Annotated in this window: 15 protein-coding genes; 12 read left to right on the forward strand and 3 right to left on the reverse strand. The window is 54.8% G+C overall.

Translation table 11 applies throughout. From position 1 onward, the window contains the following. Positions 1-39: 39 nt before the first annotated feature. From WC614_13060 to WC614_13070, 3 genes are all read right to left on the reverse strand, one after another. Positions 40-1,776: a radical SAM protein gene (locus WC614_13060; GenBank protein MFA5033930.1), complete on the reverse strand. Its 1,737-nt coding sequence runs from the start codon at positions 1,774-1,776 to the stop codon at positions 40-42. Positions 1,777-2,020: 244 nt separating this feature from the next. Beyond that, positions 2,021-2,326, reverse strand: coding sequence for a helix-turn-helix transcriptional regulator (locus WC614_13065; GenBank protein MFA5033931.1), 306 nt, complete (start codon positions 2,324-2,326; stop codon positions 2,021-2,023). A gap of 149 nt (positions 2,327-2,475) precedes the next feature. After that, positions 2,476-2,817, reverse strand: a complete 342-nt coding sequence (locus WC614_13070) for a helix-turn-helix transcriptional regulator (GenBank protein ID MFA5033932.1) — start codon at positions 2,815-2,817, stop codon at positions 2,476-2,478. Between the two features lie 15 nt (positions 2,818-2,832). Between WC614_13070 and WC614_13075 the strand changes: the two genes are divergently transcribed. The 12 genes from WC614_13075 to WC614_13130 all read left to right on the forward strand — a co-directional run. Beyond that, complete coding sequence (locus tag WC614_13075) at positions 2,833-3,381, forward strand: hypothetical protein (GenBank protein ID MFA5033933.1); 549 nt, start codon at positions 2,833-2,835, stop codon at positions 3,379-3,381. Between the two features lie 29 nt (positions 3,382-3,410). Further along, entirely contained in the window at positions 3,411-4,265 is an 855-nt protein-coding gene (locus WC614_13080; GenBank protein ID MFA5033934.1) for a S1C family serine protease, read from the forward strand. 218 nt (positions 4,266-4,483) lie between these two features. Continuing rightward, positions 4,484-7,210, forward strand: a complete 2,727-nt coding sequence (locus WC614_13085) for an FHA domain-containing protein (GenBank protein MFA5033935.1) — start codon at positions 4,484-4,486, stop codon at positions 7,208-7,210. A 421-nt stretch (positions 7,211-7,631) separates the two neighbouring features. Further along, entirely contained in the window at positions 7,632-7,880 is a 249-nt protein-coding gene (locus WC614_13090) for a hypothetical protein (GenBank protein ID MFA5033936.1), read from the forward strand. 106 nt (positions 7,881-7,986) lie between these two features. Next, complete coding sequence (locus tag WC614_13095) at positions 7,987-8,733, forward strand: N-6 DNA methylase (protein ID MFA5033937.1); 747 nt, start codon at positions 7,987-7,989, stop codon at positions 8,731-8,733. After that, positions 8,730-9,293, forward strand: a complete 564-nt coding sequence (locus WC614_13100) for a hypothetical protein (GenBank protein ID MFA5033938.1) — start codon at positions 8,730-8,732, stop codon at positions 9,291-9,293. The genes WC614_13095 and WC614_13100 overlap by 4 nt, the downstream gene beginning before the upstream one ends. After that, positions 9,290-10,108, forward strand: coding sequence for a PD-(D/E)XK nuclease family protein (locus tag WC614_13105; protein MFA5033939.1), 819 nt, complete (start codon positions 9,290-9,292; stop codon positions 10,106-10,108). The genes WC614_13100 and WC614_13105 overlap by 4 nt, the downstream gene beginning before the upstream one ends. A gap of 80 nt (positions 10,109-10,188) precedes the next feature. Continuing rightward, positions 10,189-10,638 (forward strand): hypothetical protein, encoded by a 450-nt coding sequence (locus WC614_13110; GenBank protein ID MFA5033940.1) that lies wholly within the window; start codon positions 10,189-10,191, stop codon positions 10,636-10,638. A 25-nt stretch (positions 10,639-10,663) separates the two neighbouring features. After that, complete coding sequence (locus tag WC614_13115) at positions 10,664-11,347, forward strand: hypothetical protein (protein MFA5033941.1); 684 nt, start codon at positions 10,664-10,666, stop codon at positions 11,345-11,347. 117 nt (positions 11,348-11,464) lie between these two features. Further along, on the forward strand, positions 11,465-12,547 hold the full coding sequence (locus WC614_13120) for a DNA ligase (protein MFA5033942.1): 1,083 nt from the start codon (positions 11,465-11,467) through the stop codon (positions 12,545-12,547). Between the two features lie 92 nt (positions 12,548-12,639). Then, the gene (locus WC614_13125) at positions 12,640-14,127 is read left to right on the forward strand and encodes a hypothetical protein (GenBank protein MFA5033943.1); all 1,488 of its coding nucleotides are present in this window, start codon (positions 12,640-12,642) and stop codon (positions 14,125-14,127) included. Between the two features lie 84 nt (positions 14,128-14,211). Continuing rightward, positions 14,212-14,743, forward strand: a 532-nt coding sequence (locus WC614_13130) for a DUF3150 domain-containing protein (GenBank protein MFA5033944.1), incomplete at its 3' end; no start/stop codon positions are given.

Genomic DNA, 14,743 nt, shown 5'->3' on the forward strand with positions numbered 1-14,743 from the left:
CCTGTCGTATGCATGTGGCGTGGAACAATCGAACTGTGGTCAGATCACCAAACTAGGCTCCGCATCTGGTTCTTTAATTTTGCCTTCTCCACAGTAACCGGTGGAGGCAGCAACAAGCTGCATTTCAAGTCGTTTTGAGTAAAGCCCAAAGTCTCCGCGTTCGACGGCATGACTAACCTGTCGAACAAGGGCCTGAATACATTCCTCGGCGTGCGCTACCGCGTTTGTAACAGTTTCGTTATCATCTGGTCGGTAGCTTGAGGCAATCAGTGAATCGATCATGTCCAAATAAATGAGACCGTTTTCGATCACCAACTCGCGCGCACGCTTCGACGCACATGTTTCTGACATCGGGTCAAAGTGAACCTTAGAAATCACTTTTAGAGAATAGAACAAGGACCGGGTTTTAGAACTCAGCGCATCGACGATATCAAAGATCTTCTGGACTCTTGCATCCCCAAAGGTGTACCGATAGCACATGTAGTCAGGATCAGGAGAAACTCCACGCCGCGCCATGGTCTGACCAAATCCGGCACCAAAATTGGCGATCAGGGGTCTGAACGGCCACTGGTTATGAGCGATGAGGCCTTGCCGGCGGAAGAATTGCACATTCTGCGCGATGTCCTCGATGTTTGCCGACGGATCGAACATGATGAACCCACAGTCGATTCCGACGTTGAGGTCTTTCACAACGTTGAGTGCTCCGATTACGTCGCTGCGCGGAGTTCCACGGCAATACCGCTTGAGCTGTGCGTCCGAGCCAGATTCAACTCCGAAATAGACGCGGGCCAAACCAGCAGCCTTGAGTTCGCGAAGCACGCCCGTCACGGCTTCGTTACCTGTTGGATCATCTGCTCGAAAGACGGTGTGGGGTATCAAAAAGACACGGAATACAATTCCATTGTTGAACTCCCTGCCGAGCCTACGCAGGTCTAAAGCGATAGACCTAACCCGGTCCAAGTGTTGTTGGTCTCTGCCGCCTATAAACTCATCATCGCAAAACTCAAACTCACGAACACCGAGCGCAACCAGCGATTCCAGATGTTTACGGGTTCGATCCCAAGGGAGCGGCTCCCATTTCTTCTCAGCGCGAAACGAGGACACCGTGCAGTACGAGCATTTTGACCATGAGCAACCGCGACTAGCCTGCGTCATCAAAGTTCCGGCCCCGGCCTCAAGAAGCTCCGGCACGGTATCCGTTGAAGGCGGGTAGATTAGCCCTGAACAAACTGGTTGCTCGGAGCGAGTTCGAACTAGTTGTCCGGAATCGCCCGCAAAGGCGAGGTTAGGTATGTCACACAACAATTCAGGAGACGAGTCGAAGAATCGCTGCGTGAGGCGACGCAAAGGAAGTTCACCTTCCCCACGGACTACAATTGCCGAAGGATATCTTGTCACGAACGACTCCGACAAATACGTCGGAATCTTGCCACCAAAATAGAGCTTGGGTGGCTCCACAGCGCAACCCTCACCCCACACGTTACCCATCAGTTCATCCACCAAACTGAGCGCCAAATCCAAACCGCCACATTCAACTGAAACCCCCAAAACATCTGGCGACATTTTCCTGAGTGATAAAACTGTTGAGCGACGTTCGCTCTCACTCCGGATTCTGAATATGCGAACCTGAACCTTCTCTCCGTAGTAGCCACGAAGATCACCCGCCAGCGATTCCGCAGCCAAAGCGTTCCACAACGTGTAATGTTGGGGGGAGCTGACAGCCGTAATGGCGACGACCAGCGGGCGACCGACAATCACACCTGTCCGGCCAGCCATAGCCCGTTCTTTCTCAAGAACTCTAATTGCGTTTCGGCGCATGCTCAACCTCTGATGGGAGGTGCTCTTATTTTCGCTACGATAATCGGCTTTTGAACTGTTTTCAGGTCATTCGTTTTGTCGGCAACGTCCTGCCGATTTCTCGCCACGAGTTCACCACCTTCGCAACCAACGTCGCGAGGATACGCCGTTGCTATGGTTCGTCAACGCAAGAATCCTCACCGCTCGATTCCGGAGTTCACCTCTAACACCGTTTCCTGCAGGCCAGGAGCTTCTTCTCCAACGCTCGCAGTTTTTGACGTTGGCTCGGACTTGTTTTCAGTTTCAGCCCTCTAAAGAACGCCCCGGGATTAACGTTCAGGGCTTCAGCCAAGGCGATCAATTCTGTGTCCGTTATGCATCTCAACTGGGATTCGATCTTGGAAAGCGTCACCCGGCTCAGTTCCAGGCCAAGCTTGCTGCACCGTGCCGCAAATTGTTCCTGGGTCATTCCTCGCTTGCGGCGTAGCTCTGCAACTTGAGGTCCCGTGATGTTTTGTTTGGCCGCCATACGTCTTTGAAGTCGTGTTCGTGTCAGATCAACGGCTCGGAACTGCTCCGGTAACAGAACACCGTTAGATCGTTCAGGCAGCAATATAATGCTCGATTTGAATCAAGTCGAGCGGCTTTCCCCCAAATCTCTCCCCCAACCAGGGTGGCTTATCGCTTCCCTGGGTACAATTCCTTCAATTCCACCTTCAACGCCTTCGCCAGCGTCCACAACTCTGAATCAGACACGCACCTCAACTGGGTTTCAATCTTGGCCAGCGTTACCCGGGTCAATTCCAGCCCCATCACGGTGCATTTCGCCGCGAACATCTCCTGCGTCAACCCCTGCTTGTCGCGGAGCTTCCTGATCTGCGGGCCAACGACGTTTTGCTTGTGAGAGGCCATGTTTCCGAGTTCGGAACTTGACGGTATCGAAAAGCAGGTGTAAAAAGGTTCCGATATTGGAACAACATGAACAGCGTTCCCCCAAATGCGCGCCGGTTCAGTGAGCATCGTTGAAGGAGAGGCATGAACATCAAAACCAGCATCGGGATTATCGTCGTTGGCGTTGTGATCATGGCCGGCGGATTCTGGACGTGGGGGCACTACCACGAACCTCTTTACGTCTTTGAAATGCAACTCCAGAAGACCCTCAATGCCCAGTTTGCCGATACCAATGGCGATTTCGCCCATCACATCAAGAGCATGCACTGGTCAACCATCAACTATCGCGGCGGCCATGTGCTAAGCCTGATTACCCATACGCGAGACGGCAACAGCCATGCGGGCAACGGAGGGGACAATGTGAAGAGCGTTGAAGTGGTTGCACAGTTTGATTGGGACAACATGGTGACGAAGACTGGATTCACGAAAGTCAGTTTCGTGTTTGATCCGATGACCCAGAAGGTCACCGAGGCGAAGTGCATCGAGTCGAGCAGTTGGCTGCTTAACTCCATCGGAGCAGTGAGCAGTGTTGATTGGAAGACAGTGATGCAGTGGAGTGGCCCAGTCATTCTCAAGCTGATCACGACGCACTTGCCTCACGCCCTCGGCGCGGCTCTGGGTGCCGGCTCGTAAGCGGCGGCCCACAAATACATGACTGACAAATGTCAACGCTCAATCCCATGAAAAGCCCCCTTGTTTCACTAATAGTCTTTTGCCTGGTCCAGCCCGTGGTCTTCGGTGGAGGACTCACCAAAGACGAGCTTCGGCTGTCAGCATGTACGGTCAATGGCTCATGGACTTCATATCACGTTCTTCTGCCAAACGAGGTGGAAAAGTGGAGCGGCAGCGCGGGGGCGCTGAAGGTTTATAAAACAAAACAATATCCGCAGGGTCTTCTTTTTCTGATCACCAATTCACACGTAATCCATCTGGCAAAACTGGCTGGTTCTGCACTCGATGATGCTCCTGTGGTGCTGGAGTATGGGATGTCAGTGGTCCTGCCCTCAAGCAAACAGAAACCGGTTCTTGGTTTCATGGAGGAAAAGACAGGCAAGGACTTGGCAATATTGGTCGTGGATGCGGCTGGACTTGTTGAAAGGGAAGATTATGTGGTTCTACCAGATGGCAGCGGGGAACAACTCAGCGAAGGCAAGGACGTGGTGGCTGTTGGCAGTCCCTTGGGGCTTCCCGGAACGCAGACATTCGGCAAGATCAGCGCGTTGCGGCCCTTGTCAGATGGACTCTGGATACAAACCGATACAGCCATCAACTCCGGGAATAGCGGTGGCCCTCTTTTTCTGAAAGCACGGACACTGCGGCACCCGATTGACGGGGAGTTTCTGTGGGTGGGGGTGAATACACTGGGGTGCAAGAAAGACAAGGCCGAAGGGTTGAATTTTGCCATCTCCGCCAAGGATGCGCTCTTTTCGGAATACAGCGATTTCTATCCTGCAACCAAAGAAGGGGCCGCGAAGAATATTCGAGAGCTTCGGCGTGTCAACGCAAGCAGTCGTTAATCCAGCACGGATGCGCCCATGATTGCCACCATCTTCAATGGGTGCGTTGACATCCTCAACCGTCTGGCTGCCAGAACTGAAATGACCCATGACGCGTTGAGTGGTTGGGTCCTCTGTGTGATCTGGCCGCTGTTCACAGCCGGCCAGATTGCTGTTGTGGTCGTCCAGCGGGTGCAGTTGCGAGCACGAAGCTGGCAAGTTCCACAAGAACATTTATCATGGATAAACTCTACATTCTTACCGGACCTCTCCAAGGTGCGATTGTTGAACTGATCGGGGAAGAAATCACCGTTGGTCGATCCCCTGACAACGCCATCTGTCTTGACGACGAATCGGTGTCGACGCACCACGCCACATTGATTCGGCACGGACGGGACTGGGTGGTGCGAGATGTGGGATCTGCCGCAGGAACATTTGTCGCCAATGAAAAGATCGTGACGGCAACGCTTGAGGATGGGAACAAGATCGCTTTTGGTTCTGTGAAACTGCTGTTCGAGACATCCGAGAAGAAGCTGCGCCTGCCCAGTTCTGCGCGAATCTCATCGCAAGAGGCCTCTCCTGAAACCATGTGGCCGTTTCCAAACATTTCCAGAGCGAGGCGAACAACACTCACGTCTGGAATGTCGACCCTGATACAGGTTTGTGGACTGCTGCTTGTGATGGCTGGAAGCTATTGGGCGTATACGAAATTAAGCAGTGTGAAGCCGCAGACTGAATCCTCTGCGCAGTCTTCAAAGCAATCTTCGATCAAACAACAAGCTCCAAGTCCTGGCTCCGCTCCATTGTTGCCGGCTCCGGTCGCAGGTGTTTCCATCCCCCAGCAGGTGCAGGTTGTTCAACCGAACCGCAGTAATGCGACAAGCGGTGTGACTGCATCAGCGACGAATCTGGTTCACGCAAGTAACAGCAGGCCGGCATACACGAGGCAGGTTGCTCCAATCAGGATTTCTACCATCCCCGCTGGCGTCGAAGTTCTAGTGGATGGCGTATCACACGGCACCACTCAGGCTCCAGAGGGTCAAGCGTATTCCGATTATCTTACAGTGTCCTACGTGCCTGTTGGATTCCGAACGGTGGAGTTCAAGAAATCGGGTTATTCTCCTCTCAAGAGGGCCATTGTTGTTCAGGAAGGAAACGATCCCGCTGTTTTCATTGTCGAACTGATGCCGCTCATGCTTCCGCCCATCGGTTCGCGGTCTTACGTTTCTCGCACCGGCATAAGTGTGGAGCCCAACGGCACGTATCAACTGTCCTATGCCGACGGAACAACAAGAACCTACCAGATCAACAATGACAGGTCCGTGTTATACGTGGAAGGCAATCAGAAAGGGCTCTTGCAGTCGCCGACCAATCGAACTGAACGCGCCTACACGCTTGTGATGGAAGATGGCCGGTCGGAACGTATCCAATTCAGCATGTTGTCAGGTTATGCATCTGCCCAAGTTACACGGCTGAACGGCACAAGTTCTGCCGTTTCATCTCTCACCGGACATGGGACGGGCGGGACATATATACGTGTTGACAGGCCTCAGACGCCGGGAAAACCACGCCAAGGTTATGAGATGTTGGAACGCCTGCAGCCCTCTCCAGTTGTTTCAGGATTACAGGGGCTGTGCCTCTCGCCGGAATGGAACAAACCATGTGAAGACGCATTTGTGGCGCAAGACCTTCAGTGTCTGCTTGGTGTCGATGGAAACCCCGTCGTTGATACACGCCCGCATCCTGAAATCATGATCTACAGGGATGTTCATTATCTTGAACCGCTTGAATTGGCGCTTCAGAAACTCGGCACGTTTCAACTGCCGGACCCCGTGGAGGTGAAGACTTCGGGATTTCCGAAAAACAGCCTATTCTACTACGCGGTCGACGGTGAATTTGACGGAGGATTCAACAAGCTGCTCGTTGTGGCCGATGCGAAGAAGCAAGTGGTCGCGATGGAATTCAGCGCTTCATGCAAGGCGACCGAGTCCAATGATCGGCGACGGCTTTCGACTCCAACATTCTCCAGCCCAAATCCCCGGGTCGTGTATGACCTGATCAACGGTCGCAGCAAAGAGGGAAGCAATTGCATCATAGGGTGTCAGAAAACACGAAGAGGCCGCTGTCTGAGAATCGACTTTGAATACGCTGGCGATCCGGCTTCGGTGTTTTCGGTCACTGAGCGTGTGCGGCTCTATTTGCCACAACCCATTGTTGATCTGGTTCTATACCGCTGCAAACCATCCCTTGCGGCTGAAGCCTTGATGAATACCCCGCCGTCAGCCGTTTCGGAGCCGCCGCCCCCTCCGGCGATGCAGCAACCCACACCACCTGCCAAGGAACGGTCATCGTTGGAAGGTCTTGCTCTTTCAAAGGAATGGCAGAACACGCCGGAGAAAGGGTCTTTGATTCTGGACGAGTTGCGGCAACTGTTGGACAGACGCGGGGAGCCCGCCGTTGACCTGAGCCCCCATCCTGAAATCGTCATCTACAATGACGTTCACTATCTCGAACCATTCAACGACGTGTGCAAGAAGTTTGGCAAGACGGAGTTTTCCGCTCCGGTCCAGTTGGGGTGTCCAGGATTCCCGGAAAAGAGTTTCTACTATTACGCCTTTGACGGCGATTATGACGATCAGTTCACCCGGTTGCTGATCGTGGCCGACCTCAAGAAGCAAGTGGTGGCTATTGAGTTTACAGATGACAAGGGAAAGGGACAGGACTCAAAAGGTCGAGGCGAGTGGAAAGTGCAGGATTTTGTGCGACTGCGAATGAAAGGGATTACATCCTGGAATGTGACGCATAATGTGAATCGAGCGCGATCTGGCAGTCTGATAATCGACAGTTCATTGCATGGAAAAGGCAGAGTCTTGCAACGCACCCGTCTTTTTCTTCCACGACCGATTGTAAACTTGGTGCTGTTCAGGCTGTCAGGTCAGAAGTACCAGCCCCCGGCTACTCAATAAGACTCAGCCCCTCCCCTCCTGATTACCAGCCAGCTTCCGTGGTATAACAACGTGAAGGAAAGCTGATCTGCTTTCCACCCGACCCCCTTCCCGTATGGTCGGGATCATTCATTCAACCACAGGAGGTTCATCATGTGCCAAGGCCACTATTCCCCGAAGCTGTCCCGTCCCCTCGTCTCAAAGCTGTATCACGCCGCCAAGGAACGCAATGTCCCCATGACGGTTCTGGCTGACGAGATCATGTCCGCCGGATTGGGCCTGAAGCAGCAGCCAGAGCCGGTTACTACAGTCCACGAGACGCCAGCCAGTCCGTATCCCCAGCCGTAATTCCGCGAATCCCACCCAGTTTCAAAAAGCCCGGGCCTCATCAAGAGGTGCCGGGCTTTTTGTTCATCACCAACCTCACTGAAAGGTCACACGCATGTTCAGAAGGAAACGTCACATCAACGCCAAAAACAACGAATGGTATGTCATCCACAGGAACGGTTCACAGGACAACAACCTGGGCATCGCCAGGATCATCGGCATGGGCGCCGGCGTTCTCATCCTCGCCCTGCTCGCCTGGAAATTGATCCAGTGGGTGTTCAGCCTGTTCGTGGCGGCGCTCCCATTCTTGATTCTGGCCGGTGCCGCCATCATTGCCTTTGTCGTCGTTCGCAAACAGACCTGACCTGGCGTTCTTGTCCCGCACTCCTCAAACCACTGCCCACCTCCAGCGGGACACGCCAGGCATTTTCCATCAACCAACAACCCAAACACCGAAAGGAGGAAAAGCCATGAGCCAACAACGATACTCACGTCCAGCCTACAAGGCGTTCGTGGAGGCCCTGCACAAGTCAATCGGCACAGCACACGTAAGCAACTGGAACCTCTACAGCGACTTCCTGGAGTTGTCGTTCATTGCAATGTCGCAGCCTGTCCGCAAGTGGCTGACGGGCGAAATCGATGCCAAGCGTGAAGTTCGTTACCTGGAAATCGTGAAGCGGTATCCAAACCCGAACGCGTTCGCGGAAGCGTTGGGTATCGTAGTTCTCGGACTTGAGGAAGAGACGCACGATTTCCTCGGCAATGTTGCCGGTGAACTCGGTTTGCTGGAAGGCGAGTGGCATGGCCAGTTCTTCACGCCAAAGCATGTCTGCGACCTGATGGTGCAGATGAACTTTGACGAGGACGAAAAGCCCGATCCAGAACACCGGCTGAGAATCTGTGAACCGGCGTGCGGGGCGGGAGCGATGGCATTGTCAGTTGCGAGCTTCCTGAAAGATCGCGGCTTTCATCCAGTCAACTGGTGGCTGGAAGCGATAGACAAGGACAGTCGCATGTTCCACGCGGCCTACATCCAGTTGAGCTTGTGCGGCGTGCCCGGGATTGTCCGCAACGCGGACGCGCTTTCACTTGAACAGTGGGACGCGGAACTGACGTTGGCAGGAGCGATGTTTCCGCTGCGACACGAAGCCGAGGAAGAAAACAAGCCAGCCATAATACGGCCCCCAGCGGACCAATTCCAACTGGAGGTCGCATGACCAAGACCCACCTGAAGTCTTTCCATCAACCACAACAACCCAAACGAAAGGAAATCACCATGGCTATCGTATTTGAAGCCAACTACAGCAAGAAACTGGGCCTTCCCGGTTTCAGTTCACATCAATACTCAGTCACCGTCAGAAGCGAGGTGACTGACATCAAACAAGTCCCGGCCGAGAGCAACCGCATCTACAAGCTGTTGCAGGACGCCGTGGACAAGGAGATCCAACATGTCGGCTTCCTGCCGAAGAACAGCAACGGCAATAGCAGCGACAAGCCTGCCCCAAACGGCGGGGACAACGGCAACGGTCACGATGACACTTGGGACTGTTCGGACAAGCAGAAGGAATTGATCCTCAGGATCGTCAGCGAGAACAACCTCGACAAGCAGGAGATTGAAACGCTGGCTCTGGAGCGGTTCGGTCAGGGCGTCAAGAAACTCAATCGGCTCGAAGCCTCGGGCCTGATCGAGGAACTGCTGGAGAAATACGCTGAGAAGCCCAACCGCGCTCAGCGCCGCTATCCGGCCCGCCGATTCCAGCCGGGGAGCGCCAAGTGATCGCACCGGCAGTGGCTCCGCCCAGTCAGTCCGGCATCAAAGACAGGCTGGATGTGTTGCAGGAGACCGTTTCAGCCTCAAGGCTCAACTGCTGGCAACAATGCCGGCTGAAGTTCTGGTTCCGCTACGTCCTGAGACTTGTGAAACCGTCTGCACCAGCTCTCTACGTCGGCAGCATCGTTCATTCGGTGTTGCAGTCGTGGAATCTGGGAAGGTGGAGATACAGGAGCGTAAATCTCGAAGCCCTGAAGCAGACCTTCCATGAGAACTGGAAGGAAGAACAGGTTGAGGCGGTCATCAACTGGCAGGGCGAGGAAGAAGCTGAGCGAACGACAGGCTGGGCGTTGCTGGAGACCTACTTCAGGGACACACCCATTACGTTGGACGAGAAACCTGAAGCCGTCGAAGTCTCCGTGGAAGCCGATCTGTCGGAACACGGTTTGCCGAAGCTCATTGGCGTGATCGACCTGGTGAGAGCCGGTGGCCGCATCGTGGACTTCAAGACCGCCAGCCAGACGCCCACGGTCAAGAAAGCCCAGCATCTCCACGAAGCCCAAACCAGTTGCTATGCGATCATGTACCGGGAATCGACGGGCAGGAAGGAAACGGGGATTGAGCTGCATCACTTGGTGAAGCTCAAAAAGCCGAAGATCGTGGTCACGCCGCTTGAACCGATGACGGACAACCAGCAGACACGGTTGTTCAAGGGAATTGAATCCTACGTCGCCGGTCTGGATCGTGAGGACTTCGTGCCATCGCCGGGTCTCCACTGCCAATCCTGCGAGTTCTGGAATGAGTGCCGTCGCTGGTCCTGAACTGAAACATCAACCAACCCGAGAGAGCCAGTCCTGATGATTCGGGGCTGGCTCTTCTCATTTTCAAGAAAGGAGCCACCATGCCAAACTGGTGCACTAATGTCCTGACCGTGCTTGGACCGGAGACAGACGTTCAAGCATTCAGGAAACAAGCCGTCGGCCATTCCCCTTGGCTGACGGCCGCAGAGATCACTTCCGAGAAACCCAATCCCCTCAACTTCCACAGCCTTGTTCCCATTCCGGACGAAGTTCTCAAAGCCGGGTATGACGAACAAGGCTACCACTGGGAGAAACTCAACTGGGGCTGCAAATGGGGAGCCTGCAATTGCCAGATCGTGGACGAGGACGCCGGGCGAATTGTTTACCAGTTTGATTCAGCTTGGTCACCTCCGATGGAGTTCATCGAAACAGCAGCAAAGCTGTGGCCCACGCTGACACTCCTCTTGGAATACGAGGAACCGGGCATGGCCTTCAAGGGAATCGCCAAAGCCCACGGTGAGGAATTGGAAGATCATTGCGTCACCCTCTGACCGTCATCATCACGAAAGGAACCTCATGCAAACGCAAACAATCAACTACCCGTTTACGGTCGGGCAACTCAACGCCTTGAACCGTGAACAACGGGAAGCCGTGGAAGCCGTGGTGGAATACCTCAGTGACTTCCCTCTCAGCGAAGATCCAACCGACGAGGAAATCAGCACGTCATTGAACCTGCTCAAGATCTGCGAGAGCAGCATTCCGTCCGAGGAATTCGATGGAGACATTCTCGAATCCATCCGCAGGAAGTTCAGTGCGGTGTTCTGCGTTGGCCTTGAATTGGCCGACCAGGAACTCACCAAGCAGGGCTTCTCGCAATTCGAGCAGTTCAGCTTCTGTGCTGTCATCGAGCCGTGTTTCGATGATGCCAGCCACGTCGTCATCGTGGATTACAAGCTGCCGGTCTGCTACCTGCACGAATGGCACAAAGCCTGGTGTTTTCACTTCAGCAATCTGGAGGAACTTGCCGAAGCCGTGCTGAACGTGAAGAACCACCTGGTCACACAAGTGAAGCTGGCCCGGTTTCAAGACGGCAAGCACCAGATCTACGTCAGCGTGGAAGGAGGCGTGGTGCAGAACGTCGAGAACATCCCCGCCGGTGTCAGCGTTGTCGTTCTTGATTACGACGTGGATGCCCAGGACAGCGATCGCATCAAGCCAAGCCCACTCAATGGCGAGTTGTGCTGGATCGCCCAATACTGAACCAACGATCCCGCCCCCGCCACAGGGCCAGATATCGCAGCCATGCGTGTCTGGCCATGATCCATTTCCAGTCTCAACCAACAACCCAACCGAAAGGAGAATCGCAGCATGCCAACTATGAACGCAGAAACCATCAGCCTGTTCTACCGTTGCGGCAGCAGCGACAAGGAATACAGAGCCAGCATCGAACCGAAGGACGGCCTGTTTGTCGTCAACTTTGCTTACGGCCGCCGGAATAGCACCCTCCAGACCGGCTCGAAGACTTCCAGCCCGGTGGATTACGCCATGGCAAGGAGGATTTACGACAAGCTGGTGAAGGAGAAGATGGCCAAGGGATATACGCCCGGTCCCGATGGCACGCCGTATCAGCACAGCGAGAAAACCCAACAGGTGTCGGGCATCCTGCCGCAGTTGCTCACACCGATAGACGAAGCCGACGTGGAGCAGTTCATCAACAACACCGCGCACTGCGCCCAAGAGAAATACGATGGCAAACGCAGTATCATCCAGAAGCAGGATGTGGCCTGTCACGGCATCAACAAGAAAGGCCTCATCATCGGGCTGTCTTCAGTGGTGCTTCACGAGGTCCGGAACATCCCTGGCGTCTTCGTCATGGATGGCGAGAGCATTGGAGATATGTTCTACGCCTTCGATTTGCTGGAACTGAATGGCGAGGACCTGAGACCGTTGCCCTACAATCGTCGGTTGCTGGAACTGATGAACCTGCTGGCTTCTGCCCAGCATCCTCACATCGAACTGGCGGAGACAGCGTTCGAGCCGCAGCAGAAGAGAACCTTGCTGGAACGTCTCAAGAAGGAGAACCGGGAAGGCATCGTGTTCAAGAAACTCGACGCTCCGTATGTCGCCGGGAAACCCTGCTGCGGTTGTGGACATCAGCTCAAGTGCAAGTTCTACGCCACGGCTTCGTTCATCGTTGGCAAGGTCAACGACAAGCGGAGTGTGATGTTGCAGCTCTACAGCGGTTCGATGCTGTTCAACTCCGGCAACGTCACGATCCCCGCCAACAAGCAGGTTCCACGGGTTGGAGCCATCGTCGAGGTCCGGTATCTCTACGCCTACAAGGAGAGCGGTTGCATCTACCAGCCGGTCTATTTGTGGGAGCGAGATGACATCGAGCCGGAGGACTGCACCGTGGACCAGTTGAAATACAAACCCGCTGGAGCCGAAGACGAAGCGTAACCAGCAACAAGCAACCAACAGTCAATCAACCCCGGAGAGCCGGACATGCCTTCAACGGTGTGTCCGGCTTTCCATTTCCACAGGAGAACCCAATGAACAACGAAATCACACTGCCGCTGGCTGAAGTCAAAGCGGCCCTTGCGGGACTTGGCAAGGTGGTAGGCAGGACTCACTCCCTGCCCATCGTCCAAGCCGTCAGGATCGCCAGGGACAAGGCCGGACAAGTGACCCTGCAAACAACCGACCTGGACAGTTTCGCCACATTCAGGCTGGAGAAGTCCCAGGAATCGAAACCGCTGACCGTCATTATTCCATTCAAGGAACTGGCTGCGGTCGTCAAGAACAGCTCCGGCAGCGAGAGCGTTGCGGTCGAACAAGCCACAGCCAATCAAGCAACGATCCGCTACGGCATCGGTTCAACCCCAATGCAGCAGAAGGTCGAGTCGTTCAAGCCTGACGAATGGCCATCGGTGCAAGAGGGCAATGGAGAAACCATTCTCCTGCCCAATGGGATGCGGGATTCGCTGCTTCAAGCCATGCAGTGCTCCAGCCACGACCCGACCCGCTATGTCATCAACGGTGCGTTCATTGACGTGTCGGACAAGAAGCTCAACTACGTCGTGGGCACCGATGGGCGGCACTTGTTCGCGGCCAATTCGTTCTGTTTGCCGCTGAAAGAGTCTCTCATCATTCCCAGCACGAAGTTCCTGAACTGGTCAGGATTCACACAGGACGGCGACTGGACACTGGGCGTGACGGGATCAAAGGAGAAGCGTATCGACATCCGGTTCCAGTCCGACCACTGGGATTTCACCGTCAAGATGACCGAGGGAGAGTTTCCCCGATGGCGAAACGTCGTTCCCAACCAGCAAGACATGGTTCTGAAGATCGAGTTCGGCCCTGAAGCGGTGCAGCTCATCAAGCAGGTGGCTCCCCGAATGCCGGGATTTGACCACGTCAACCAACCCATCGGTCTGGCGGTCAAGGGCAACAACCTGGAACTGAAAGCCCGGAAGGACCACAAGGACGATTGGACCGTGATTCCGGTGCCTGCGGTGAAGATCGAAGGCAAGCCCGTCACGATCCATCTCAACCGGACCTACCTGCTTCAAGCGATGGAGTTCGGTCTGACGCAGTTCGAAGCACAGGACAGTCTCTCTGCCATGCGGTTTCGTAACCAAGGCAGGCAGATGATCGTCATGCCCGTCAACGTGGAAGGCACTCCTCCAGCACAAGCTCCGGCGGAGCCAACGGCACCAGCGACGCCAGCCACAACCCCAACAACGCCGGCCAGTGAACCAAAGCCACCGGTCGTTCAACCTCAACCCACAACCACAACAACCACCGAAAGGAAACCCATCATGCCCAAGAGTGAAACCAAGACCCCGGAGAATGGATCGGCTTTGACCAAGGCCGTCCAACAGGTCGAAGCGGTCAAGGATGCCCTGCGAGAAGCCATCCGCGGCCTCAACGACGTGGAAGACAGCCTCAAGCTGGCCCAGAAGGAACGCAAGGCCACCGACAAGGAGATCGACTCCGTGAGGAGCACGATCAAGTCCCTCCAGAAGGTCCAGCTGTAGTCCATCCGCTCATCTCAACGTGATCGAGGGTCTGCCTCTTCAAGCGGGGCAGGCCCTCTTTCTGTTTTGAGGAAGGAATTCTTTATGAACAACGGTTCAAATCAATTGCTCGACGTTCTCACCCGTGAAGGCGTGCTCATCAACGTCTCGGTGAGGTTCTGGCGGGGCTGCAAGAAGCTCCGCCCTGAAGATGTCGGCCTCAATCCCGATGACGTGTCCGCCCGGCTCATCAGCCTCGGTCACAAACGATTGCTGCCCAAAGATGCGATGGCGGATCTCTCGCTCATCGAAGGCCGAGCCCACGCCCTGATCGAAGCCAACACGTTTCCGTTTCTGAGCGGAGTTGGCCATTTCCTGCCCAACCCAAAGCTGGAAGAGGTCACCCAGAAGCTCAAGGACATGGAGTTGGAGTTCTGGGACGCCAAGAACCACTTCCTGCAACGCTATGCCAAGCTGCGTCAGGATGCCGCTCAGGAGTGGCGTCAAATGGCTGACAAGCTGGTGAAGGACCCGGAACGGCTGATTGCCACCATCGAAGCGTCGTTTCCCGATCCTGACAACATGAGCCGGTTCTTCAGCTTCGACACGCAACTGTTCCAGATCACGGTGCCAAAGA

Source organism: bacterium (assembly GCA_041649255.1).
Lineage (GTDB): Bacteria > Hydrothermota > UBA3073 > JACQXS01 > JAQTXJ01 > JAQTXJ01.